This window comes from Aeromicrobium sp. P2_G6, assembly GCF_056403535.1.
In genome coordinates this window covers 202,771-227,580 of record NZ_JBFUFH010000003.1, presented here as the reverse complement: position 1 = coordinate 227,580, position 24,810 = coordinate 202,771, and the positions used below count along the sequence as shown (strand labels likewise).

At 68.3% G+C, this 24,810-nt stretch carries 20 protein-coding genes; 11 read left to right on the top strand and 9 right to left on the bottom strand.

What is annotated here, in order from left to right:
- Nucleotides 1-22 precede the first annotated feature (22 nt).
- The 3 genes from AC1DVU_RS12025 to AC1DVU_RS12015 form a co-directional block, all read right to left on the bottom strand.
- Entirely contained in the window at nucleotides 23-2,050 is a 2,028-nt protein-coding gene (locus tag AC1DVU_RS12025; RefSeq protein ID WP_476922672.1) for an ArnT family glycosyltransferase, read from the bottom strand.
- 74 nt (nucleotides 2,051-2,124) lie between these two features.
- Nucleotides 2,125-3,540, bottom strand: coding sequence for a sensor histidine kinase (locus AC1DVU_RS12020; RefSeq protein WP_476922671.1), 1,416 nt, complete (start codon nucleotides 3,538-3,540; stop codon nucleotides 2,125-2,127).
- Nucleotides 3,541-3,545: 5 nt separating this feature from the next.
- Nucleotides 3,546-4,262, bottom strand: a complete 717-nt coding sequence (locus AC1DVU_RS12015; protein WP_476922670.1) for a response regulator transcription factor — start codon at nucleotides 4,260-4,262, stop codon at nucleotides 3,546-3,548.
- A 140-nt stretch (nucleotides 4,263-4,402) separates the two neighbouring features.
- On the opposite strand from AC1DVU_RS12015, the gene AC1DVU_RS12010 reads away from it, so the two are divergent.
- Together AC1DVU_RS12010 and AC1DVU_RS12005 are read left to right on the top strand one after the other, a co-directional pair.
- A complete protein-coding gene (locus AC1DVU_RS12010) occupies nucleotides 4,403-4,678 on the top strand; it encodes a hypothetical protein (RefSeq protein ID WP_476922669.1) in 276 nt (91 codons plus the stop codon).
- A 23-nt stretch (nucleotides 4,679-4,701) separates the two neighbouring features.
- Complete coding sequence (locus tag AC1DVU_RS12005; RefSeq protein WP_476922668.1) at nucleotides 4,702-5,295, top strand: TetR/AcrR family transcriptional regulator; 594 nt, start codon at nucleotides 4,702-4,704, stop codon at nucleotides 5,293-5,295.
- Here AC1DVU_RS12005 and AC1DVU_RS12000 read toward each other — a convergent pair.
- Together AC1DVU_RS12000 and AC1DVU_RS11995 are read right to left on the bottom strand one after the other, a co-directional pair.
- Nucleotides 5,292-5,870 (bottom strand): hypothetical protein, encoded by a 579-nt coding sequence (locus tag AC1DVU_RS12000; RefSeq protein WP_476922667.1) that lies wholly within the window; start codon nucleotides 5,868-5,870, stop codon nucleotides 5,292-5,294. The two genes, AC1DVU_RS12005 and AC1DVU_RS12000, sit on opposite strands and share 4 nt — an antisense overlap.
- Before the next feature lie 97 nt (nucleotides 5,871-5,967).
- Nucleotides 5,968-7,248: an HNH endonuclease signature motif containing protein gene (locus AC1DVU_RS11995; protein ID WP_476922666.1), complete on the bottom strand. Its 1,281-nt coding sequence runs from the start codon at nucleotides 7,246-7,248 to the stop codon at nucleotides 5,968-5,970.
- 148 nt (nucleotides 7,249-7,396) lie between these two features.
- Here AC1DVU_RS11995 and AC1DVU_RS11990 point away from each other — a divergent pair, with 148 nt between their 5' ends.
- Both AC1DVU_RS11990 and treZ read left to right on the top strand, forming a co-directional pair.
- Nucleotides 7,397-8,401: an aldo/keto reductase family protein gene (locus tag AC1DVU_RS11990; protein ID WP_476922665.1), complete on the top strand. Its 1,005-nt coding sequence runs from the start codon at nucleotides 7,397-7,399 to the stop codon at nucleotides 8,399-8,401.
- A 9-nt stretch (nucleotides 8,402-8,410) separates the two neighbouring features.
- Nucleotides 8,411-10,111, top strand: coding sequence for a malto-oligosyltrehalose trehalohydrolase (gene treZ / locus AC1DVU_RS11985; RefSeq protein WP_476922664.1), 1,701 nt, complete (start codon nucleotides 8,411-8,413; stop codon nucleotides 10,109-10,111).
- Nucleotides 10,112-10,116: 5 nt separating this feature from the next.
- Here treZ and AC1DVU_RS11980 read toward each other — a convergent pair whose 3' ends face one another.
- Nucleotides 10,117-11,139 carry a hypothetical protein gene (locus AC1DVU_RS11980; RefSeq protein WP_476922663.1) on the bottom strand — a complete coding sequence of 341 codons (1,023 nt, stop codon included), beginning with the start codon at nucleotides 11,137-11,139 and terminating at the stop codon, nucleotides 10,117-10,119.
- Nucleotides 11,140-11,228: 89 nt separating this feature from the next.
- On the bottom strand, nucleotides 11,229-12,059 hold the full coding sequence (locus AC1DVU_RS11975) for a PhzF family phenazine biosynthesis protein (protein WP_476922662.1): 831 nt from the start codon (nucleotides 12,057-12,059) through the stop codon (nucleotides 11,229-11,231).
- A gap of 257 nt (nucleotides 12,060-12,316) precedes the next feature.
- On the opposite strand from AC1DVU_RS11975, the gene AC1DVU_RS11970 reads away from it, so the two are divergent.
- Nucleotides 12,317-13,177, top strand: coding sequence for an NHL repeat-containing protein (locus AC1DVU_RS11970; RefSeq protein ID WP_476922661.1), 861 nt, complete (start codon nucleotides 12,317-12,319; stop codon nucleotides 13,175-13,177).
- A gap of 138 nt (nucleotides 13,178-13,315) precedes the next feature.
- Nucleotides 13,316-13,855 carry a universal stress protein gene (locus AC1DVU_RS11965; protein ID WP_476922660.1) on the top strand — a complete coding sequence of 180 codons (540 nt, stop codon included), beginning with the start codon at nucleotides 13,316-13,318 and terminating at the stop codon, nucleotides 13,853-13,855.
- A gap of 70 nt (nucleotides 13,856-13,925) precedes the next feature.
- Here AC1DVU_RS11965 and AC1DVU_RS11960 read toward each other — a convergent pair whose 3' ends face one another.
- Both AC1DVU_RS11960 and AC1DVU_RS11955 read right to left on the bottom strand, forming a co-directional pair.
- Nucleotides 13,926-16,031, bottom strand: a complete 2,106-nt coding sequence (locus AC1DVU_RS11960) for an acyltransferase family protein (RefSeq protein ID WP_476922659.1) — start codon at nucleotides 16,029-16,031, stop codon at nucleotides 13,926-13,928.
- Nucleotides 16,032-16,136: 105 nt separating this feature from the next.
- Nucleotides 16,137-16,343, bottom strand: coding sequence for a hypothetical protein (locus AC1DVU_RS11955; RefSeq protein ID WP_476922658.1), 207 nt, complete (start codon nucleotides 16,341-16,343; stop codon nucleotides 16,137-16,139).
- 150 nt (nucleotides 16,344-16,493) lie between these two features.
- Between AC1DVU_RS11955 and glgX the strand changes: the two genes are divergently transcribed.
- The 5 genes from glgX to AC1DVU_RS11930 all read left to right on the top strand — a co-directional run bounded on the left by glgX (nucleotide 16,494) and on the right by AC1DVU_RS11930 (nucleotide 24,705).
- On the top strand, nucleotides 16,494-18,623 hold the full coding sequence (gene glgX / locus AC1DVU_RS11950; protein ID WP_476922657.1) for a glycogen debranching protein GlgX: 2,130 nt from the start codon (nucleotides 16,494-16,496) through the stop codon (nucleotides 18,621-18,623).
- Nucleotides 18,624-18,773: 150 nt separating this feature from the next.
- Nucleotides 18,774-19,247, top strand: coding sequence for a VOC family protein (locus AC1DVU_RS11945; protein ID WP_476922656.1), 474 nt, complete (start codon nucleotides 18,774-18,776; stop codon nucleotides 19,245-19,247).
- A gap of 125 nt (nucleotides 19,248-19,372) precedes the next feature.
- Complete coding sequence (locus AC1DVU_RS11940) at nucleotides 19,373-21,379, top strand: maltotransferase domain-containing protein (RefSeq protein WP_476922655.1); 2,007 nt, start codon at nucleotides 19,373-19,375, stop codon at nucleotides 21,377-21,379.
- A gap of 7 nt (nucleotides 21,380-21,386) precedes the next feature.
- Nucleotides 21,387-23,216 carry a maltose alpha-D-glucosyltransferase gene (treS, locus tag AC1DVU_RS11935; protein ID WP_476922926.1) on the top strand — a complete coding sequence of 610 codons (1,830 nt, stop codon included), beginning with the start codon at nucleotides 21,387-21,389 and terminating at the stop codon, nucleotides 23,214-23,216.
- Between the two features lie 79 nt (nucleotides 23,217-23,295).
- Entirely contained in the window at nucleotides 23,296-24,705 is a 1,410-nt protein-coding gene (locus AC1DVU_RS11930) for a maltokinase N-terminal cap-like domain-containing protein (protein WP_476922654.1), read from the top strand.
- Nucleotides 24,706-24,810: the final 105 nt, after the last annotated feature.

The following is a 24,810-nucleotide window of genomic DNA, read 5'->3' as shown; positions in this document are numbered from 1 at the left end:
GACTCCGACGCAACGCTGGTCATCACTGGATGCCGCCCGAGAGGTCGTAGATCGTGACGCCGTCGACCGTCTGGGCGGTGAAGTTCTCCGACACCCATGTCGAGATCTCCGAGCTCGTGCTGCCGCCTGCGTTCATCCCGCCGCTGCCGCCGCCGATGAAGTAGTGAACCTCGCCGTCGGCGACGTACTGCTTGAACTGGGCAAGCGTCGGGCTGGGATCGGAGCCGTTGAAACCGCCGATCGCCATGACCGGAAGCTCGGTCGCGAGCTGGTAGCCGGACGCGGTGTTGGACCCGATCGCCGCGGCGACCCAGGTGTACGAGCTGGCGTCCGACGTCAGCAAGGCGTTGATCTCGGCGGTCGACGTCGAGCCGTTGAGGAGCCCGCCGGCGTTGCCACCATTGCCTGTGGGGCCGCCTGTTGTGCCACCCGGTGCCTGGCGGGCGCCGTTCTGCGTCGGCGGCTGACCCATCGGTCCACCGCCTCCGCCACGGCCGCCTCCACCGAAGCCGCCACCCGTGCTGGGTCCGGCGCTCGGGATCGAACCGGTGTGCGGTGTCGACGCGGTGTCCAGGGCGTACGCCGTCGGGCCCGCGAGCATCGTGATGAGTGCTGCGCCGGCGACCACGAGCATGGCGCGGCGGGGGAGGAGCCGGTGGACCACGATCAGGAGCGCGGCGCCGATGCCGGCGACCACCACGACGTACTTGAGCCATGGCACGAACCCGTCGGCCCGGTTGAGCAACGCGTAGCTCATCGAGGCGGTCATCGCGAGCACGAACGCGGCGCCGAGCGTCGCGACGAGGGACGCGCGGTGCTCCCACAGGATGCTGGCGCCGATCGCGACGAGCGCGGCGATCGCCGGGGCCAGCGCGACGGTGTAGTACGCGTGGAAGATGCCGGCCATGAAGCTGAACGTCAGGGCGGTGACGAGCAGCCACCCGCCCCACACGACGAGGCCCGTGAGCTGGCGGTCCGTGCGTCCGGCCCTGCGGCGGAACCACACACCGAGCACCAGGAGCGCGAGCGCCGCCGGGAGCAGCCACGCGACCTGGCCCCCGATCTCGGAGTTGAACAACCGGAACGGCCCGGTCGCGCCCCAGTTGCCTCCACCGGCGTTGTTGCCACCCCCGACGGAGCCGACCTCGTCGCCGTTGAGCCGGCCGAAGCCGTTGTAGCCGAGCGTCAGCTCGAGGATCGAGTTGTTCTGCGAGCCCCCGATGTACGGGCGGCTGGATGCGGGCCACAGCTCGACGATCGCGATCCACCAGCCGGCGGCGGCGATCATCGAGCCGAAAGCGATGAGCAGGTGACGCAAGCGCTTGCCGATCGTCGGCTTCGCCGCGACGAGGTAGACCGCCGCGAGCGGCGGCAGGACCAGGAACGCCTGCAGCATCTTGGTGAGGAAGGCGAAGCCGACCAGCGCACCGCCGAGCACGAGCCACCGCACCGCCCGTTCCGGCGACTCGATCGCGCGGATCGTCGCGTAGACCGAGGCGATGAGGAACAGTGTCAGCAGCGCATCCGGGTTGTTGAAGCGGAACATCAGGACCGCGACCGGCGTCAGCGCAAGGATCGCGCCGGCGAGCAGCCCGGCCCACGCGTTGCGGGTCGTACGCCGGACTGTCGCGGAGAGCAGGCCCACCGATCCGACGCCCATCAGCGCCTGCGGCACGAGCATGCTCCACGACGACAGCCCGAAGACGCGGACCGACAGCGACATCGGCCACAGCGACATCGGTGTCTTGTCGACCGTGATCGAGTTCGACGCGTCTGACGAGCCGAAGAAGAACGCCTTCGATGACGTTGAGCCGGCCTGCACGGCAGCGGAGTAGAACGAGTTGGCCCACCCGGAGGCGCCGAGTCCCCACAGGTAGAGCAGGGCGGTGCCGAGCAGGAGCGCGAGCAGCGCCGGGCGTACGAGCGGCGAGTCGTCCGGATTGCCGCGCCAAAGGCGGACCGGCAAGGACGGGGCGGCGTGGATGGGGTCAGCTGGTGGCGCCACGGTGCGGCGCTCGGCCGCCGGCGCGATGAGGGTCGTCTGGTTCATGCCTCCACCGTGCAAGTCCGGACTGGCACGACCGTGTGGTCAGTCTGTGCCACCTCTGTGAGCGGGGCGGTCCATCAAGAGACGGGCAGCGCGAGGGTGAACGTCGTGTCGCCCGGCTTGCTCTGCACGGTTGCCGTGCCGTGGTGGGCGTGCATGATCGCGCGTACGAGCGACATTCCGAGGCCGGCGCCGCCCGACGCACGGGTGCGGGAGGAGTCACCGCGCACGAAGCGCTCGAAGATCGTCGGGACGAGATCGGGGTCGATGCCGGGACCGTCGTCGTGCACCTCGATCCGCGCGTCGTCCTCGACCCACAGGCGTACGTCGACGGTGGTCTTCGGCGGAGTGTGGCGGGTGGCGTTGGTCAGCAAGTTGGTGACGGCCTGGTGCAGCCGCTGCTCGTCGCCGGTCACCGTGACGGGCTCGTCGGGCACGTCGAACGTCCACTGGCGCTCGGGGTCGACCACGCGTGCATCGTTGACGGCTTCCACGAGCAGGCGGGTCAGGTCGACGGGCCGGCGGTCGACCTCGCGGCCGGCGTCGAGCCGGGCGAGCAGCAGCATGTCCTCGACCAGGGTCGACATGCGGCCCGCCTCGGACTCGACCTTCGCGAGGATCTGGTCAGGATCGTCACGGCCGGTACGCCTGCTCAGCTCGGCATACCCCTTGATGGTCGACAAAGGCGTGCGCAGCTCGTGCGAGGCGTCGGCGAGGAACTGGCGGACCTGCTGCTCGCTCTCGTGCCGGGCATCCAGCGCCTCCTCGACGTGGCCCAGGAGCTGATTGAGCGCCCCGCCGACCTGGCCGACCTCGGTTGCCGGATCCGTGAGCTCGGCCGGCACGCGTACCGTCTCGCCGATCTCGCCCGACGACAGCGGCATCGCGATGACCTCGTGGGCCGTGGCCGCCACCTCACGCAACGGCCGAAGCTGTCGGCGTACGAGGATGCGACCCGCGACCGCGGCGGCCGCAGTGGCTCCGAGTGCAAGCAAGGCCTCCCACCAGATGAGGCTCGAGAGCGTGGAGTCGACGTCGTCCTTGGGCAGGCCGACGACGAACGTCGCCCCGTCCGCGCGCTTGTCCGCCAGTACGCGGTAAGAGCCATAGGCGGGGAGGTCGATGTCGTGCGCCTGGTCGTCGGTTCTGACGTTCGCCAGCAGGTCGCGGGCCGCGGTCGAGATGCGAGGGGCATCGCCCTGCTCGGTCACGATCGAGCCGGGGAAGCCAGTCACGACCGTGATGAGCCCGACATCCTGACCGCGGCCCGGGTTGGGGCGGCCTGCCGGCCCACCAGTGCCCTCCCCGGCGAACACCGGACCGTGCTGGGCGCGCTCCATCGACTGTTCGAGCTTCTCGTCCAGGCGGTCGGTCAGGTAGTTGCTCATCACCAGGGTCACCACCCCGGCCACGAGCAGGCTGGCCACAGCGACGAGCGCCACGACCGTGACAATCAGCCGTCCGGTCAGCGAGGAGGGGAGGAGCTTGCGCACGCGCACTACTCCGCGGGCTTCAGGACGTAGCCGGCACCACGCTTGGTGTGGATCATCGGCTCGTGGCCGGCGTCGATCTTCTTGCGCAGGTACGAGATGTAGAGCTCGACGACGTTGGCCTGGCCGCCGAAGTCGTAGTCCCAGACCCGGTCGAGGATCTGCGCCTTGGACAGCACGCGACGCGGGTTGCGCATGAGGAAGCGCAACAGCTCGAACTCGGTGGCGGTCAGCTCGATCTCGCGACCGTCGCGCTCGACGTCGCGGCTGTCCTCGTCGAGCGTGAGATCGCCGACCGTGATGACGGAGTTGGGCCTGGCATCCATCGCACCGGCGCGTCGCATCAGACCGCGGAGCCGGGCGACGACCTCCTCGAGGCTGAACGGCTTGGTGACGTAGTCGTCGCCGCCAGCGGTCAACCCCGCGACGCGGTCCTCGACCGAGTCGCGGGCGGTCAGGAACAGCACCGGGATCTCGGGGGACTGGGCGCGGACCTTGCGCAGGACCTCCATGCCGTCATAGTCGGGCAGCATCATGTCCAGCACGATCGCGTCGGGCGTGAAGTCCTTGGCGGCGGCGACAGCCTTGCGCCCGGTGTGCGCCATCTGGATGTCCCAACCCTCATAGCGCAGCGCCATCTGCAGCAGCTCGGCGATGTTGATCTCGTCGTCGACGACGAGGACGCGCAGAGGTGTGCCGTCCGACCGGGTCAGTGTGGAAGCCATGCGTCAAGTGTGGAGCGCCCAGCCGGGGGATGCGTGAGAACGACCTGTGAGAACTCTGTGAGCGTCCGACCACATCCCGTCCCAGCCGATGATGGGCTCGCTCACAGCCGCATGACAGGTCGTACGGCCACGGTGGCCGCATGAGTGACATCGAAGACGACAGCTCCGCCCAGCCTCCGGCCTGGTCCACCCGTACGCTCGTGGCGTCCGCGATCGCCGCGGTCGTCCTCGGCCTCGGCGCCGGTGCGGCCATCGGGTCGGCGGGCGACGGCGCCGGCAGTGGCCGCAGCGGACCCGGCGGCGGACCCGGGATGCAGCGTGGCCAGATGCCGCCAGGCATGCAGCAGCCCCCGGGAACGCAGCAACCGGGCGGCCAGCAGCCGCTGCCACCTCAGGGGAACGCCTCCGCCACCTGACGGCAGTCACCTACGCTGAGCCCATGACGCGGCTCACCCGATCGCAGCTGCAAGAGCTCAATCGCGAGACCGTCCTGACGGTGGCCCGCGGCGCGTTCCTCCGGGACGGCTATGTCGCGACGTCGCTGGCCTCGGTCGCCAAGGAGGCCGGGTTCACCACAGGCATCGTCTACTCGAGCTTCGGCAGCAAGGCAGACCTGGCGCTGGGCGTGCTCGAACGCCTGCAGGCCGAGCAGATCGGCGCCCTGGGCGAGCGGGTCGAGGGTGCCATGGCGTCCGACGGCGTCCTCGAACAGGTCCGTCAGTGGGCCGCCGAGGCGATGGCGTCGGGTTGGGTCAGGCTCGAGCTCGAGCTGCTGCTCGACACGATGAACGATCCGCGGCTCGCTGCCGCGCAGACGCAGCGGCAGACCGCGTCGATCCAGCAGGCGGTGTCGGTCGTACGCTCGCTCGCGCCGTCGGACTCGATGGACGACGAGACGCTCGAGGTGCTCGCCGAGGCAGCCGTCGACTACGCGATCGGGCTCGCGATGCGGCAGTCCGTCAATCCCGACGCCAAGCCCGATCGCCTGCTGCGGTTGATCGAACCACTCGTCGCCTCCATCACGCGCCTTTAGGGATAGCTGCGGGTCTTCCCGTCGGGGGTGCCGCACTGGGTGCCGGCAACGCTTGCCGGGAAGCGGTACTTCTCGAGGACCGCGCAGTCCGGCAGCGTCTGCTGGCCCCAGACCTGGCGCCATCCTCCGGCGACCTTGGCCCACAGTGCGGCGTCGCCGCCGCACTTCGGGATGAAGTTCGTGCCCGCCGCCCACCCGCGCGTGTCGATCCGGGCCACGTGGATCTCGGGCGTCCGGACGCATACGCCGGTTTCGCTGTCCTGCTGGCGTTGCAGGTCGGCGGCGATGAATGCCTTGAAGTCCGCAGGTGCCCCGGTCAGCTTGGCGACGTCAGCAGGGGTCGCCACGATGACCTCGTCGTCGCCGTAGTCGATCAGCGTCGAGTTGCTCGTCGACTTCGTCGGGGCTGGAGCAGGCGTCGTGGTCGGGGCAGTGGTCGTGGCGGTGGTCTGGGTGGTCTCCGTTGGCGCCGGGGTCGTCGTCGGATCGGCGCCCTTGCCGTCAGGATCGTCCGACCCGCCGCACCCCGCAGTGAGCATCAGCATCGCGATGGCCAGCAGCGGAGCGCGTCTCATGCTGTCCAGTATCACCGAGCCCGATGGGTCCGGTAGTCAACGACTTGCTGGAAGGTCGGCCGGTTCTGCCAGTCGATCGGCCGTGAGTTACACACCGTCAGGGTCGCCATCGGTGGTTTCGTTGCCAGATGCCGCCGGGTTTCTTGATTTCGATGTGGCCGTCGGGGGCTTGGCGGAATTGCCAGTTTTGGTCGTGGGCTTGGTGGTGGTGCAGGGAGCAGAGGAGTGCGCCGTCGTTGATGTTGGTGGTGGCGCCGTGGGCCCAGTCGTCGCGCCAGTGGTGGCCTTCGCACCAGCCGGGGGGTGCTTCGCATCCGGGGGTGATGCAGCCGAGGTCGCGGTTGGCGATGGCGATGCGTTGGGCGGGGGTGAACAGGCGCTTGGAGCGGCCCATGTCGAGGGGGAGGGAGGCGCCGTTGAAGACCATGGGCAGGATGCCCTGGGTGCAGGCGATGCGGCGCAGCTCGCCGGAGCTGATCCGGGTGCCGGTGGTCAGGGTCGCGGCACCAACCTGGTCCTTGAGGTGGTCCAGGTCGATGTTGACGGTGATCAAGGCCGGGGTGCGACCGGCGGTCGGCAGCTGGTCGGTGGGCAGGTGCTCGATCAGGCCGGCGAACGCCCGGCCCATCCGTTGGGAGTAGGTCAGCTCATCCTGGTCGCGCTCTTGCTGGGCGGTCAGGTGGCGGCGGCGGGGTGCGGCGATCGCGTCCAGTGACGACTTGAGCATCTCAGCCTGCACGGCTGGCAGGCGTCCGCCGAACCGCCAGGTGCCGTCCTGGTCATCGACCATCCACATCTCGGTGCGCGCCCAGGCCCGCCGTTCGCGCAACCGCAGCGCTTCGTCCTCATCAGCTGCGGCTTCGGCCGGCTCCTTGAACACATCGGAGATGCGCAGTGCCCTCTGGCGCAGATCCTTGATCGGGAACCGTTTGGCGTCGGCGATCAGCGTGGTCTCGCACGCGTCGCGCTGCTCGGCGGTCACAGTCTCAGGCAGGTCGGCCATCGCGCCGGCGATGACGGCGGCCTGGGTCTCGGCCAGCTCGCCGGAGGCGAGCGCGTCCTCAGTCTTGGGTGCGGCCAACAGCGTCTTGGCGACCCGGACGGTGCGGTCCGCTTCGTACTTGTCCCTCCCGAACCCACGGGCCAGCATCTCACCGGTGCGGGCCTTGTCACCCAGCCCGGCATCCAGTGCGCGGACGGCGGCCAGCTCCTGCCCAGCAACCCGAGCCTTGATCCGCCGCAACCGTTCGACCGCGTGCCGCTGCAAAGCCGGATCCAGATCCGCATACGCATCCGTCGGCATCGAGTCCAACACGGCATCGAGCGCGTCCAGGCACCCCACCAACGGTGGTGGCGATAGCACGAGCTCGGCGACCATGATCCCCCGATCATTAGAACATACGTTCGATTGATCCCAATCTAGACCACACCTCTGACACTGTCCATCAACCCAGAATCACCCTGTGGAAACCTGCCGTCGCTGACCGCAAAGTGCCGTTCAGGAACTCCCCACTAGGCTCGAATCCATGGACTTCAGATACCTCGGCAACAGCGGACTCAAGGTCAGCGAGATCATCTACGGCAACTGGCTCACGCACGGCTCGCAGGTCGAGAACGACGCGGCACTGGCCTGCGTACGGGCGGCACTCGACTCGGGCATCACGACGTTCGACACCGCCGACGTCTACGCCAACACCAAGGCCGAGTCGGTGCTCGGCGAGGCGCTCAAGGGCGAGCGCCGGGCGTCTCTCGAGATCTTCACCAAGGTCTACTGGCCCACCGGCCCCGGCGGACCCAACGACACGGGCCTGTCGCGCAAGCACATCATGGAGTCGATCAACGGCTCGCTCGAGCGGCTCGGCACCGACTACGTCGACCTCTACCAGGCGCACCGGTATGACTACGAGACTCCGCTCGAGGAGACGATGCAGGCGTTCGCCGACGTGGTCCGCCACGGCAAGGCCCTCTACATCGGCGTCAGCGAGTGGACCGCCGACCAGATCCGCGCCGGCCACGCGCTCGCGCAGGACCTCGGCATCCAGCTGATCTCCAACCAGCCGCAGTACTCCATGCTCTGGCGCGTCATCGAGGACCAGGTCATCCCGACGAGCAAGGAGCTCGGCATCTCGCAGATCGTCTGGTCGCCGATCGCGCAGGGCGTGCTCAGCGGCAAGTACAAGCCGGGCGCCGCACCGCCCGAGGGCAGCCGCGCCACCGACGAGAAGGGCGGCGCCGACATGATCAAGCGCTTCCTCGACGACGAGGTGCTGACCGCCGTGCAGAAGCTCCAACCGATCGCCGACGGCCTCGGCATCACGATGGCGCAGCTCGCCGTCTCCTGGGTGCTCGCCAACGACAACGTCGCCGCGGCGATCGTCGGTGCCTCACGGCCGGAGCAGGTCGAGTCCAACGCGCAGGCCTCCGGCATCACGCTCGACGACGACGTGCTCAAGGCGGTCGACGAGGCACTCGGCGACCTGCCCGAGACCGACCCGGCGAAGACCAAGTCGCCGGCCGCGCGCGCCGTCTGAGCACTGACGGTGGAGTTCACGGTCTGGTGCCCCGACCTGCAGCGCGTACGTCTGCGAGTCGGCGGCACCGACCACGAGATGCAGTCGGGTGAGGGTGGCTGGTGGCACGCCGAGGTCGGTGCCGAGCCAGGCACCGACTACGCCTTCCTGCTGGGTGACGACGAGACGCCGCTGCCCGACCCGCGGTCGACGTGGCAGCCCCGCGGAGTGCACGAAGCGTCGCGGACGTACGACCACGAAGCCTTCGCCTGGACTGACGCCGACTGGCAGGGCCGCGCGCTCGAGGGTGCGGTGATCTACGAGCTGCACATCGGCACCTTCACCGGAGGTGAACAATCAGGCGGAGTCACGCCAGGGCGTACGTTCGACGCCGCCATCGAGCGGCTCGACCACCTCGTCGACCTCGGCATCGACCTCGTCGAGGTGCTGCCGGTCAACTCGTTCGACGGCGATGCGGGCTGGGGCTACGACGGCGTGCTGTGGGGCGCGGTGCACGAGCCGTACGGGGGACCCGACGGGTTCAAGCGGTTCGTCGACGCATGCCATGCGCGCGGGCTCGGGGTCGTGCTCGACGTCGTCTACAACCACCTCGGGCCGTCGGGCGCCTACCTCGACCGCTTCGGCCCCTACTTCGCCGGCCAGAACGACTGGGGGCCCGGGCTCAACCTCGATGGGCCGCAGTCCGACGAGGTGCGGCGGTATGTGCTCGACAACGCCATGGCCTGGTTCGAGCACTTCCACGTCGACGCGCTGCGGCTCGATGCCGTGCACGCGCTGGCGGATCGGCGCGCGCTGACGCTGCTCGAGGAGCTGTCCGCGGAGACCTCGCGTATGTCCGACGCTCTCGGCCGGCCGTTGTCGTTGATCGCGGAGTCCGACCTCAACGACCCGCGCATGGTCACGCCCCGCTCGGCGAACGGACTCGGCATGGACGCGCAGTGGTCCGACGACCTGCACCACGCACTGCACGTACGCCTGACGGGGGAGACCGACGGCTACTACTCCGACTTCGCCGCACCTGGCGCGCTGGCCACGACATTGCGTGGCGCGTTCTTCCACGCCGGCACGTGGTCGTCGTTCCGCGAACGTACGCACGGCCGTCCCGTCGACACCTCTCTGCTGACCGGCACCTCCTTCTTCGCGTACCTGCAGAACCACGACCAGATCGGCAACCGCGCCACCGGCGACCGCATCTCGGCGTCCATCTCGCCCGGACTGCAGGCGTGCGGTGCTGCGATCGTGCTGCTCGGGCCCTACACGCCCATGCTGTTCATGGGGGAGGAGTGGGCGGCCAGCACGCCGTGGCAGTTCTTCGCGTCGTTCCCTGACCCCGAGCTCGCCGAGGCCGTACGCACCGGTCGCCGCCGCGAGTTCGGCCGGCACGGGTGGGGCGAGTCCGAGGTGCCCGACCCGATGGATCCCGCGACCGTGGAGCGGTCGACGCTCGACTGGTCGGAGCCCACCTCGCCGGGTCACGCAGAGATGCTCGACCTCTATGCCTCCCTGATCGCGCTGCGCCGGTCACACCCCGAGCTGGCCGATCCGTCGCTCGATGGTTTCGTCGTCGAGGTCGCCGACGATGACTCCTGGCTCGTTATGCACCGCGGCTCGCTCCGTGTGGTCATCAACTTCGTCGAAGAGTCCTTCGAAGTCCGTACGCCCGACTGGTCCCCGGACTCACCTGAGCACGTGCTGTTCTCGTGGGCGTGAGGACGTCAGTCACGATCCCGGTTGCGGGTCGGCCCGTCCTTCTCGCGTGCGAGCCGGTTGCGCCGCTCCTCTTCTCGCTTGGAGTACGTGGCCGCACGGATGGCCTCGTCCGACTCCAGGCCACTGCCGAGGCCGCCGCCGACGGTCGCTGCGGATGCAACGAACCAGGCAAGTACGAACAGCTCTTGGTGACCGAATGACCGGTGCAGATAGCCACCCATCACTGAGGGATCGAGGACGAACATCGCCCATGTGAGGTTCACGAGATACAGGGCGAGATAGCAGATGATCACGCCGGTAGTCAGTGTGATCAGGGTCGAGGCGTTGTAGAGACGAGATCGGTCCCGAGCTTCGGATGAGTCGTCGTCTGGGCGATCCCACAGCTCGCCATCGATCACGAGCCAGGCGACGACGAGGGAGATGGAAGCGATCGTCGCGACTGTCAGCCGCCACCACGACAAGGAGTCGGCGAGCAACCACACTGTCGAGTTGATCGTGGCGACTGCCCCGGTTGCCAATGCCGCGACAAGCGCGGACTTCAGCCCTGGCACGAGCAGCCACGGGCGGTTTGCCAGCACCATTCCAAGAAGTACGCGCCAGCGGCCACCTAGTCGTGCCAGGGGGATGCGGCGTCGGTCCTGGAACGAGGAGTCGGACAACCCATCGACGAGCTCACGGACCGCGTGCCGGGTGCGCGCCTCCAGACGAAGACCGCCCAGTGCGGGCAGGGACAACACAGCTGCCCGTTGCTCCGGATCAGTCTGGACGAGCAGGTACCGGCTGTCGTCGTCGCGCAGCGGAAGCTCCGTCAAGCCCACCACCAGATCCCAGTTGTGCCCCTGGGCCTCGTCCTGAAGACGGCCCAACGCGGTGTCGACGTCCTCGCAACCGTCCGTGAACGGCTGACTCACCACCTTGATGTCCCAGCCGCCGGAGTGGCCGCTTGGCGGTTCGAGGTCCCCGATCTCGCGCGCGATCTGAGTGGGCAGAGCTGGATCGGCCACCAGGCCGACTTGGAGCTGCTTCATGTCAGCGGACTACCCACCATGCTCATTCCGACACGTGGGAACCTGGGCGACGACAAATTCTGCGATCTTGTCGGCACAGCGGGGCTCGCCTACAAACCCACCGTCCCGCTGATCCCGACCACGGTCTCTCCGCCGATCCAGATGTCTTCGCCGACCTGGTCGACGTGGATGCGGCCGCGGCGACGGATGACAGTGCCTTGGGCGGCGACGTACGACGAGGGTGCGCGGCCGGTGCCGATCAGCCATTGGGCGATCGAGGCGTTGAGGCTGCCGGTGACCGGATCCTCGCCGCCGGGGCTGGAGGTGAAGGCGCGGATCTCGAAGGCCGCCTCGGATCCCTCGGGATGAGGACCGACGACGCCAACGCGGTTGTTCTCGCCGAACAGTGCCTGATCGGGCACGAGGTCCAGCACGGTCTGGGCGCTGTCGAGCAGCACGGCGACCCAGCCGGGACCGTTGTCGGCCCACTTGGCATCGACGACGCGAGCCGGGTCGACGCCGAGCCCGTCGATCACCTGCTTGAGGTCAGCTGCGTCTACAGCGCCGTCGCGTACGAGTGGGGGAGCCGCGAACGCGAGCCGCTCGCCGTCCTGGCGGATGCGGATGTTGCCGGCAGCGCACTCCTGGACGATCGCGCCGGGAGTGCGAGGCGTACCGCCGGCCTCGAGCCAAGCCCGCGCTGACCCGAGCGTGGGGTGGCCGGCGAAGGGGAGCTCGCGCTGCGTGTTGAAGATGCGTACGCGGTAGTCCGCGTCGGGGTCCGTCGGCTGCAGCAGGAATGTGGTCTCTGCAAGGTTGGTCCACCGCGCGAAGGCGGCCATCTGCTCATCGCCGATGTCGTCGGCGCCGTGGACGACGGCAAGAGGGTTGCCCTCGGTGATGGTGGAGGTGAACACGTCGATCTGGCTGAACTGATGCACGCTGCCAATCTGCCACGTCCGACCCAAACGCCTGACAGCCCGGGTGGCCAGGTTTAGCGTGGATGGGCAGACCACTCGGGGGTGATCCGAGGAGGTGCAGGGTGAAGCTCATATCGGTCTTGGTCCTGCTGCTCGTCTGGGTCGCCGGATGCGGGTCAGACGACGAGGGATCCGATCCCAAGTCGACCAAGGCGTCGCCGCCCGCGATCATCAAGCCTGAGCTCCCGGCCCCGATCGGCGCCAGGGGAGCCCCGACCGTGAAGCTCAAGGATGTCGAGACCACGCGCGTCGAACTCAGCTCGCCGGACTGGCTGGCGACCACGACGGGCGCGTTGTGGGTGAGGCTCGACGGCGGCCAGGTGGTCAAGCTCGATCCCGTCACCGGAGCGATCCAGGAGCGCATCGATTCGCCACCAGGGAATGGGCATTGCCAAGCCTTCGGGGCGGCTGGTGACGAAGCGGTCTTCTCTTGTGCTTACGAAGGCATGATGGCCCGGATCGATCCGGCCAGCAATGAGGTCGTGTCCGAGGTCGAGGTCGACTTCTCGTCCGATCAAGGTCATGTGGTGACGGCGGACGACAACATATGGGTCCTCAATCCTGACGGCGACAAGATCACCCCGATCCATGTCAACGACAACTCGCTCGGCAAGGCGATCGACCTGGGCAGCTTTTGCGTCGAGCTCGCAGCTGACGGGCCGGTCATCTATGCCACGTGCACGAGCGACGGACTGGTCCTCCGCATCGACTCCACGCGTCGCGAAGTGACCCATCGCCTCGCGTTGACGGACCCACGGACCATCTGGGCGTCGCCCTCGGGGGTGTTCGTGAGCTTTGAGGGCGGCGTCGCCCAGCTGGATCCGAAGAGCCTCGAACCAGCGGCGGTGTACGACGTACCGCTCGACCTTGGCGGGGGGATCTTTGCCGATGCCGAACGCGCTTGGCTACGCGCCGAAGGCGGCCCGTTCCTGACGGTGATCGACCCGGCCGCGCACAAGATCGTCCAGATCGTCACCGCGCCCGATCTGCCGAGCGGCGGCAGCGCCTTGCGCGTCGGCGACATCGTATGGGCGACCGCGTCCAACGACGGTTCGCTGGTGGGGATGAAGACCAAGTAGTCAGGGGACCAGTAGCGGATCGCCGTCGCCCCCGCCGCAGCCGCGAGCGGCCTTCGCACCTCAACCACCGGGACTCTCCGCTTGACGTTGAGGTGGGCCGGGCGGAGCATCGAGATGAGACGGAATCGGGTGACAGCCATGAGTTCCCACAGCCCCGAAGAGCACACGGAATCGCACCGTCACCGGGCTGAGCACCCGGAGCCCATCATGGTGTACGAGTCACATCCCGAGAACGAGTCGGACACGCACATCGTGGTCGGCTTCGACGAGGAGCCGCAGAGCCAAGTTGCGCTGACATTCGCGATCGACCTTGCTCGCCGGCTGGACGCCCACCTCGACGTCGTCCACGTCGTCGACCTGCGCGACTACCCCGTCGACCCGGACAGCGACCAGTGGGAATCGGGTTCGAGCGAGAGGCTCGCCTTTGCAGTGGAGCTCGTACGCGCTGGAGTGGGCAAGAAGAGCACCCAGAGCTGGAGCTACCACGCCTGGCGAGGCGATCCGGTCCACCTGCTCGCCACGGTGGCAGAGGAGAACGGGGCGCTGATGATCGTGGTCGGCACGCATGGCGCGGGCCTCACCGCCACGTTGCATCGGATCACGAGCGGTTCGGTGTCCCGAGGGCTCATCGGGCACAGCCACGTCCCGGTCCTCGTCGTGCCGCCTCGCGCTGACTGAGCGTTAGTGGTTTCGAGGCTACGGCCGCGGGCGGCCTGCGCACCTCAACCACCGGATGCGCCTCCGCACCTCAACCAGCCGCTGCGTTACGAACGGCTGCGGCGAACTCGTCGGAGAGTGTCTTGGCGAAGGTTGCCGTGAAGTGGATCTTGTCGCGGTAGACGACGATGTCATCGACCACCGGATAGCAGGTGCCGTCGGGGCACACAGTCGCATTGGGCTCGACCAGGGTGACCCGGTCGCCCATCGCGCGGGCCGTGGTCTGCATGACTGACACCCGCTGGGCCGGCTGGAAGGTGCACTTGCTGACGTCGCGTTCCTTTGCGAGGCACGAGGTGGTCGAGAACGGTGAGCGGTTGGGGGAGTCCGACAGGACGACGCCGATGCCGGCGTCCCGCAGGCGCTCGACCGTACGCTCCAGGCCCTTCGTGGACCGGTCGGCCGCCTCCTGCCCGAGGACCCGCTTGCCGTCGACCGCGAGGCCCGTCGAGGATCCGCGGCTCATCGCGATGACGACCACGTCGGGCCGCCGTTGAACGATCTCGCGGAGCACGGAGTCGCGGAACGCGTTGCACTCGTCATACACCCCGCCCTGCTTGGCCTCGAACTTCGTGACGTCGGCCATCGGGCACCGGCTCTTGGCCCATGCCGTGATCGCCCAGCCGTGCTCGTTGCCGGCCTTGATCAGTGCGGGGGCGATCGCGCCGGCGATCGAGTCACCGATCACGACGACGTGCTTGTCGGCCCCGGTGTCGGCGAATGTGCAGGCATCCCACGGCGGGGCGGAGACCGCGTCGTACTCGACGTGGCAGCCCTTTTCCTTCAGCGGGATCGTGTCATCGAATGCCTTGTCCAGGGCGGGTCGCACGGTCTGCAGGTTGGCCACCGGCTTCTCCGCGACGTCCGTGGAACCCTTCGGCTGATCGGAGGGGGCGACGACCACGGTGTCGATCGACTTGGTCTCCGAGGCGTACGCAACGGTGGGAATGACGGCCGCGACAAGGGCCGCGCCGACGGCAAGGCTGAGGGCCGGGCGCCTCGCCAGGACTCGGGCGCGGCGGATCGGGTTCTCGACGAGGTGATAGCTCGCCACGCTGAGCCCGAAGCCCAACGCGACGAGCGCGACGCGCGCCTCCGGCGTACGGGAGTCGAGCGCCTCGAAGCCGATGATCAGCACCGGCCAGTGCCACAGGTAGAGCGAATAGGACAGGTCGCCGACATACGTCAGCGGCCGGACCGAGAGCATGCGATTGAGCCACGAGTACGGACCCGTGCCGGAGACGATCAGCAGCACGCCGGCCAAGGTCGGCGCGAGCGCCAGCCACGACGGATAGGGAATGTCGGCGGAGCCGGACTCCTCCAGCACGTAGACGCTGAGGCCGAGCAGCATGAGCCCGACGACACCGAGGGTGGCTCGGGTTCGGCGCTGCCAGCGGACGATCACCGGCACGACCAGCGCGGTCAACGCGCCCGCGGCGAGCTGCCAGGCACGGGCGGGTGTGCCGAAGAACGCGTACGGCTGATGGGTCGCGGTCGTGTGGATGCAGTACGCCAGCGACACCACGATCACGGTGACGAACGCCGCACCGAACACCGAGGCGTACACCACCGCGTGCCGGCGTGACAGGCGCCAGATCGCGGCGAGGACGAGAAGGAGCAACGGCCAGACGAAGTAGAACTGCTCCTCGACCCCGAGGCTCCAGTAGTGCAGGACGGGCGACGGGGTCCGGTCGCTCGCGAGGTAGTCGGTCTCCTGCTGCGCGAACCGCCAGTTGCCGGAGAACAGCGCCGACCACAGGACGTCGGTGCCGATCGCCTTGCGCTCGACCGGGCTGATGAACTCGCGCACCGCGAGCATCGTCGCGATCAGCACGAGAGCCGACGCAGGAATGATGCGCCGCGCCCGGCGGGCCCAGAACCGGCGCAGGCTCACCGTGCCGGTCGCTGCGATCTCGCGCAGCATCAGCTGGGTGATCAGGAAGCCGGAGAGGACGAAGAACAGGTCGACGCCGACGAAGCCGCCCGAGACGTGCGGCAGGCCCGCGTGGTACGCCACGACGAACAGGACCGCGAGGGCGCGCAGCCCCTGGATGTCATCCCGTTTGGCCAGGGCCGTCTCTCGCTCGACACGCACGGGGGAGCTGACCCCGCGCTGCTCGTACGCCGTCAACGCCACAAGACCCACCCTTCCGAGAACACTGTCGTCATCGGGAGAGATGCCAAGAGAGGGGGAAAGGTTGCGCCGAGGTCTCGGCGATCGTGGCGCGTGCTCATCGAGCCCCTACAGGTGCGCGCGGCTCCGCGGGGAACCCGGCTCCGACGAATGGGCGCGACGTACGCGGTTCAGCGCCGGAGCGCCTTGACGACGGTGTCGCGACTGCGGACGCTGGAGCGTCGACTCCATGTGCACGGCCATCATCAACATCATGCAGAGCGAGGCAAAGAACGTCAGGATCACCAGCACCGAGGCGCCCAGGCTCGCGGTCATCGTGTGCCTCTCCCCAGCCTCGTCATGTGCCCGGAGGTACCCGACGGCGGAAAACTGAAAACACGGAAACCGCGATTTTTCAGGTCAAACGTGCACATCGTCACGTCCGCTCGAGTCGTCTCGCGCGGACCCACCTGAAAGAATCGACGCATGGCAACGCACCCCACCTCTGACACGCAGGTCCTCGCCGGTCGACCGTTCCCTCTCGGAGCGCACCCGGAGGCCGGCGGCGTACGTTTCGCGGTCGCCAGCAGCGTTGCCGAACGGGTCGAGCTGTGCCTCATCGATGACGACCTCAACGAACGCCGCATCGAGCTGACGGAGCGTACGTTCGGCGTCTGGCACGGGCTGGTGCCCGGAGTCACGCCCGGGCAGAAGTACGGCTTCCGCATCCACGGGCCGTACGAGCCCAAGACCGGGCTGCGCTGCAACCCCAACAAGCTCCTCGTCGATCCGTACGCCCGGCGCATCAGCGGCACGATGACCGACATGGACGCGGCGCTCGGCTATGCCGACGACCCCGAAGGCGTCGAGCCGTCCCAGGTCGACTCGCTCGGCTCGGTCCCGCTGAGCGTCGTGACGAGTCCCGGCGGGCCCGACACCGGGGTCAAGCCCGAGATCCCGTTCGAGGAGACCGTGATCTACGAGCTCCACGTCAAGGGCTTCACGCAGCAGCACCCCGACGTTCCCGAGCCACTGCGCGGGACCTACCTCGGCCTCGCGCACCCGGCCGTCATCGAGCACTTCGTACGTCTCGGCGTCACCAGTGTCGAGCTGTTGCCGGTGCAGACGTTCAGCGACGAACCGTCACTCGTACGCGCCGGCCGGCACAACTACTGGGGCTACTCGCCGCTCGGCTTCTTCGCCCCGCACGCCGGATATGCCAGCGAGCCGGGCCGTGAGGTCGAGGAGTTCCGCACCATGGTGGCTGCGCTGCACGCCGCCAACATCGAGGTCATCGTCGACGTCGTCTACAACCACACCTGCGAGGGTGGACCCGACGGGCCGACGCTGGCCTTCCGCGGCTACGAGGCGCCGGCCTACTACCTGCACGACGAGGACGGCCACATGGCCGACATCACCGGCTGCGGCAACACGCTCGAGTCCAGCTCGCCGACGGTCGTTCGTATGGTCACCGACTCGCTGCGCTACTGGGCGACCGAGCTCGGCGTCGACGGCTTCCGATTCGACCTCGCGAGCACGCTGGGACGCCCCAATGGCGGCAAGTTCGACCGTGACTCGACGCTCCTCACCGCGATCGCCTCGGACCCCGTCCTGTCGCGCTGCAAGCTGATCGCCGAGCCGTGGGACGCGACCGGCGAGGGCTACAAGGTCGGCGACTTCGGCGCGCAGTGGGCCGAGTGGAACGGCATCTACCGCGACACGGTCCGCGATTTCTGGCGCGGCGCCGCCGGGGGAGTCGACGACCTGGCATACCGGCTCACAGGCTCCTCCGACCTGTACGACCACACGCTCCGGCGGCCGTGGCAGTCGATCAACTTCATCGACGCGCACGACGGGTTCACGCTGCGCGACCTCGTCTCGTACGACGGCAAGCACAACGAGGCCAACGGCGAGGACAACCGCGACGGCACCAACGACAACCGCTCGTGGAACCACGGCGTCGAGGGCGAGACCGACGACCCCGCGATCAAGTCGCTGCGGCAGCAGCAAGCGCGCAACCTGTTCGCGACGCTGCTCCTGTCGACCGGCACGCCGATGTTCGTCGCCGGTGACGAGCGGTGGCGCACCCAGGGCGGCAACAACAATGCGTACTGCCTCGACGACCCCACCTCCTGGGTCGACTGGACCGAGACCGACGAGACCCAGTCGATGCTGGCGTTCGCCCGGCGCGTCGTGCACCTGCGCGCCAACAGCCCGGCGCTGCGGCAGCCGGAGTTCTTCGACGGCCGCACGACGCCGACCGGTCGCCCGGACCTGATCTGGTTGCGTCCCGACGGCAACGAGCTCGAGGAGGCGGACTGGGAGGAAGACGACCGCCGCACGCTCGGCATGTGGATCGACGGGTCCAACAGCCAGTCCCGTACGCGCGAGGGCGAGCTGCTCACGGATCACTCCTGGCTGCTGCTGATGCATGCCGGTGCTGAGCCGATCGACGTCGTCCTGCCGGGCGTCGAGTTCGGTGAGACGTTCGAGCCGACCCTCGACACGACGACGCCTGATGGTGCGCCCGCGTCGACCGAGCCGCTGTCGGCCGGCAGCTCCCTGACCTTGGCGGGCCGATCCCTGCTGCTGCTCAAAGCCCCCCGCGCGGACTGACGAGGTCTCGATACACCTCCCTCGCAGAGCTCGGTCGGCTACTCGACCGGCGAGAAAGGCTCGCGTCACCACTCGGTGGTCGAGTGATCCCGAGGGACGAGGGATCGTATCGAGACCACACGGGGCGCGGCGACGTCGTAGCGTCGGGACATGACTGAGAACTCAACAGGTCCCGTCGTCCAGCTCCGCCTCGTCGTCGAGGCCGATGACTACGACCAGGCCGTCACGTTCTACCGCGACGTCCTCGGACTGCAGGAACAAGAGGCGTTCGAGGCGGAGGGTGAGGGCGCCAAGGTGACGATCCTCCACGCCGGCTACGCGACGCTCGAGATCGCCAACCCGGCGCAGCGGCGGATGATCGACGAGGTTGAGGTCGGGCACCAGACAACGCCGCGGCTGCGGGTCGCGTTCGAGGTGATGGACGCCGAGGACCGGACGCAGAAGCTGGTCGATGCCGGCGCCTCGTTGGTGGCTCCGCCGACCGAGACGCCGTGGAAGTCCCTCAACTCGCGGCTCGATGCCCCTGCGGGTCTGCACATCACGCTCTTCCAGGAGCTGCTGACGCTCGAGGAGCGCGCGAAGCTCGAAGGCTTCGGCACCGACGCCGAGCGTCGCGGCGACTGACGCGGAACTCGACCGGCGAGTATTCGGTGGGTTTGCAGTGGTCTCGCTTCTTCGGAATGCGCTGGGGTGGGTCCACCCGATAGGTTCGAAGTGACCGACGCACTCGACGTACGGGGGAGCACTGCATGACAGGCCGACTCGGGATTGACGACGTCAGACCTCTGTCCGGAGATGGCACCCATCCGTCCAAGGCGGTTGCCGGCGAACACGTACCCGTCACGGCGACCGTCTGGCGCGAGGGCCACGACGCCGTCGCCGCCACCGTGGTGTGGCGCGGCCCCGGCGAACGCCGTGACCGGCAGACCCGCATGCACGAGACGGGCAAGGACACCGACCTCTTCACCGCCACGATCGTCCCCGACGCCACCGGGCTCTGGTCGCTCCGCGTCGACGCGTGGGGCGACCCGTGGACGACGATCCTGCACTCGATCGAGGTCAAGCTCGGCGCCGGTCAGACCGCCACCGAGCTCGCCAACGACCTCGAGCTCGCCGCCCGGCTACTCGACGAGGTGGCCGCCCGCAAGGAGCGCAAGACTCACCGGCCGACTCTCGTCGGCGCCGCGACCGCGCTTCGGGCCACGGAGCTGCCCCTCGGCGCGCGCACTGGCCCGGCGCTGTCCGACGAGGTCCGCGCGATCATGCACGACTTCCCCGTACGCCAGGTCGTCACGAAGGGCCCGGTGCGCAAGATCTGGGTCGACCGAGAGCGCGCGGCATACGGCTCCTGGTACGAGTTCTTCCCACGCTCGACCGGTGGCACGGACAAGAAGGGCAAGCCGATTCACGGCACGTTCGCGACCGCCGCCAAGGAGCTCGAGCGGGTCGCCGACATGGGCTTCGACGTGGTCTACCTGCCGCCGATCCACCCCATCGGCCGGGTCAACCGCAAGGGACCCAACAACTCCCTGACACCGAGCAAGACCGATGTCGGCTCCCCGTGGGCGATCGGGGCCAAGGAGGGCGGCCACGACGCGATCCACCCTGCGCTCGGCAGTGAGAAGGACTTCGCCGCGTTCGTGCAGCGCGCCAACGACCTCGGCATGGAGGTCGCCCTCGACCTCGCGCTCCAGGTCGCGCCCGACCACCCCTGGGTTGAGCAGCACCCCGAGTTCTTCACGACGCTGCCCGACGGCACCATCGCGTACGCCGAGAACCCGCCGAAGAAGTACCAGGACATCTACCCGCTCAACTTCGACAACGACCGGAACGTCATATACGAAGAGATGCTTCGGGTGGTGCTTGTTTGGGTGACCAAGGGAATAAGAATCTTTCGTGTAGATAACCCTCACACGAAGCCGCCGGACTTCTGGGCGTGGCTCATCGAGCAGGTCAAGGCCAAGCACCCCGACGTGCTGTTCCTCGCCGAGGCGTTCACCCGCCCGGCGCGGCTGTGGGGCCTGGCCCGCGCCGGCTTCACGCAGAGCTACACCTACTTCACCTGGCGTACGACCAAGGCCGAGCTCACCGAGTTCGGCGAGGACCACCGCGACCACTGGGACATCGGCCGGCCCAACCTGTTCGTCAACACGCCGGACATCCTCCCCGAGCACCTGCAGGTCGGCGGCCCGAGCATGTTCGCGATCCGGGCGGCCCTCGCCGCGACGCTTGCCCCGACGTGGGGCGTCTACTCCGGCTTCGAGCTCTACGAGCACGAGGCGGTCAGGCCCGGCAGCGAGGAGTACCTCGACTCCGAGAAGTACGAGCTGCGGCCCCGCGACTTCGACAAGGCGCTCGCGGACGGCGAGTCCCTGCAGCCGTGGCTGACGCGGCTCAACGAGATCCGCCGGGCGCACCCTGCGCTGCAGCAGATGCGTACCCTGCACTTCCACCACATCGACCACGACGCCCTGATGGTCTACTCCAAGCAGGACCCGGCCACCGGCGACACCGTGCTGGTCGTGGTCTCGCTCGACCCGCACGAGCCCCGCGAGGGCACGATGTGGCTCGACCTGCCGGCGCTGGGTTTCGCTCCCGGTGATCGCCTGATCGCACACGACGAGGTCACCGGCGAGACCTACGACTGGGGCGAGTCCAACTACGTACGCCTCGACCCGTTGAGGGCCGTCGCGCACATCGTGAGCCTGACCAGACGCACGTACGCCGATGCCGACGACACGACCCTGAATGCCTGACCGAGAGGTGACGCACATGCCCCAAGACACCGCGCCCGACGCTGGCCTGGTGGGTCTCGAGGAGACGCCGCACACCGGGGAGGCCATCGCCGAGGACGGCACGCTCGTCGAGCCGCAGGCCGACGACTTCGGTCACGCCGAGCAGGCGACGGATGACCCCGAGTGGTTCAAGCGTGCGGTGTTCTACGAGGTCCTCGTGCGGGCGTTCGCCGACTCCAACGGCGACGGCACCGGTGACCTGCGCGGGCTCGCCGGCAAGCTCGACTACCTCCAGTGGCTCGGCGTCGACTGCCTGTGGCTGCCGCCGTTCTACGCCTCGCCGTTGCGCGACGGCGGCTACGACATCAGCGACTTCCGCGCCGTGCTGCCGGAGTTCGGCACCGTCGACGACTTCGTCTACCTCCTCGAGGAGGCGCACAAGCGCGACATCCGCGTCATCACCGACCTCGTGCTCAACCACACCTCAGACGCGCACCCGTGGTTCCAGCAGTCGCGCAACGATCCCGACGGCCCATACGGCGACTACTACGTGTGGAGCGACGACGACTCGTCGTATGCGGACGCGCGTGTCATCTTCGTCGACACCGAGTCCTCCAACTGGACGTACGACCCGGTGCGCGGGCAGTTCTTCTGGCACCGCTTCTTCAGCCACCAGCCCGACCTCAACTTCGAGAACGAAGAGGTCCAGGAGGCGATGCTCGACGTCCTGAGGTTCTGGCTCGACCTCGGCATCGACGGCTTCCGGCTCGACGCCGTGCCCTACCTGTTCGAGGAGGAGGGCACCAACTGCGAGAACCTCCCGCGTACGCACGAATACCTCCGCAAGTGCCGCGAGACCGTCGACCGCGAATATCCCGGTCGCATCCTGCTGGCCGAGGCCAACCAGTGGCCGTCCGACGTCGTGGAGTACTTCGGCGATCCCAAGGTCGGCGGCGACGAGTGCCACATGGCGTTCCACTTCCCGCTGATGCCGCGCATCTTCATGGCCGTACGCCGGGAGTCGCGCTTCCCGATCTCGGAGATCCTCGCGCAGACGCCGGAGATCCCGACCGGCACCCAGTGGGGCATCTTCCTGCGCAACCACGACGAGCTGACGCTCGAGATGGTGACCGACGACGAGCGCGACTACATGTACCAGGAGTACGCCAGCGACCCGCGCATGAAGGCCAACATCGGCATCCGCCGGCGGCTCGCGCCCCTGCTCGACAACGACCGCAACCAGCTCGAGCTGTTCACCGCGATGCTGTTGAGCCTGCCCGGTTCGCCGGTGCTCTACTACGGCGACGAGATCGGCATGGGCGACAACATCTGGCTCGGTGACCGTGACGCCGTACGTACGCCGATGCAGTGGTCGCCCGACCGCAACGCCGGCTTCTCACGGTCCGACCCGGGGCGCATCTACCTGCCGCCGATCATGGACCCGACCTACGGCTACGAGGCGATCAACGTCGAGGCGCAGCAGGGCAACGCGATGTCGTTGCTCAACTGGACGCGCCGGATGATCGAGGTCCGCAAGCAGCACAACGCGTTCGCCGAGGGGGAGTTCGTCGATCTCGGTGGCTCCAACCCGAGCGTGCTGGCGTACAAGCGGGTGTGGGAGCGGCCCGACGGCGAGCAGGACGTCGTGCTCTGCGTCAACAACCTCTCGAGGTTCCCGCAGCCGGTCGAGCTGGACCTGTCCGAGCACCTGACCTACACACCCGTCGAGCTGACCGGCAGCGTGCGATTCCCCCGCATCGGCGAGCTGCCCTATCTGCTGACCCTGCCGGGCCACGGCTTCTACTGGTTCCAGCTGTCGGAGCTCGGCGACGAGGGCGAGAGGAGGAGCCAGGCATGAGCGAGCGCCAGCGAGCGAATCATGAGACAGGGATCATGCCGTCGCATCCGTATCGTGGGCTTCTTTTGGAGGTGACGGCATGAGCGGCCCCGTTGAGACGAACGAAGCGGTGACATCGAGAGAAGAGCTCGTCGAGCACCTCGCACAGGCGCTGCCCGCATGGCTGCCGACCCAGCGGTGGTTCGGCGGCAAGGACCGCGAGATCACGGCCGTGCGCCCGTTGTCGTGGACGACGCTGCTCGACGGCGATCCGCTGCTGATCCACCTCGTGGTCGAGGTCGAGCAAGGTGACCGCCGCGAGCCCTACCAGCTGCTGATCGGCAGCCGCCAGAGCCAGGTCCCGGACGTCGCGGCCTCGGCCTCGATCGGGCTCGAGAACGGTCTGACCTGCTACGAAGCCAGCGGCGACGCCGACCTCACGGCCTGCCTGCTCGAGCTGATCATCGCGGGTGAGGAGGTCGATGGCCTGCGCTTCGAGCGCGAGCCGGACGTCGAGCTGATCAGTGGTCTGCGCGCTCATCCGATCACGTCCGAGCAGAGCAACACCTCCCTGGTCTACGGCCACCACTACATCCTCAAGCTGTTCCGCAAGCTGTCGCCGGGGCTCAACAAGGACCTCATGCTGCACCGCGCACTCCGCGACGTGGACTCCCCACACATCGCCGACCCGCTCGGCTCGATCTCGGGCGAGCTTTACGGCGAGGAGCTGACGATCGGGATGCTGCAGCGCTTCATGCCCGACGCCGCCGACGGCTGGGTCATGGCGACGACCAGCGTGCGCGACTTCATGGCCGATCCCGCAGGCCTTCCGCCGGAGGAGCTCGGGGGCGACTTCGCCGGCGAGGCATACCGGCTCGGCAAGGCTGTCGCCAGGGTTCACGCCGATCTGGCCACGGCGCTCGGCACCGAGCAGGCCGACCAGGCCGAGCTCGAGCGCACGGTCGCGGCGATGGTCGAACGCCTCGACCGGGTGACCGCCGAGCTCCCGGAGCTGGCCGGCCACGGCCCGGCCCTGCGCGCGGCCTACGCCAAGGTCGCCCACATCCAGGAGCCTGTGGCGATGCAGTACGTCCACGGTGACCTCCATCTCGGCCAGGTGCTGCGCACGATCAACGGCTGGCTGCTGCTCGACTTCGAGGGCGAGCCCGCCGCGAGCCTGGCCGAGCGCTCGCGGCTGCGGTCGCCGTTGCGCGACGTCGCCGGGATGCTGCGCTCGTTCGACTACGCGGCACAGCAGCTGCTGGTCGGCCAGGCCGAGGACCCCGAGCGGACCGCTCGTGCGATGCAGTGGGCGCGGCGCAACCGCACGGCGTTCTGCGACGGCTATGCCCATGTCGCCGAGAGCGACCCCCGCGACAGCGCCGACCTGCTGCGAGCCCTCGAGCTCGACAAGGCGGTCTACGAGGTCTCCTACGAGCATGCGAACCGGCCCGACTGGCTGACGGTGCCGTTGGCATCGATCGAGCGGATCATGACGGAAGGGGAGTAATGAGTGAGCGCCAGCGAGCGAACAATGAACCCTTCACGGCGACGGCTCCGTACCGTGGTTCTTTTCATACGGAGGTGACGCCGTGAACAACCAGACGTACTCCTG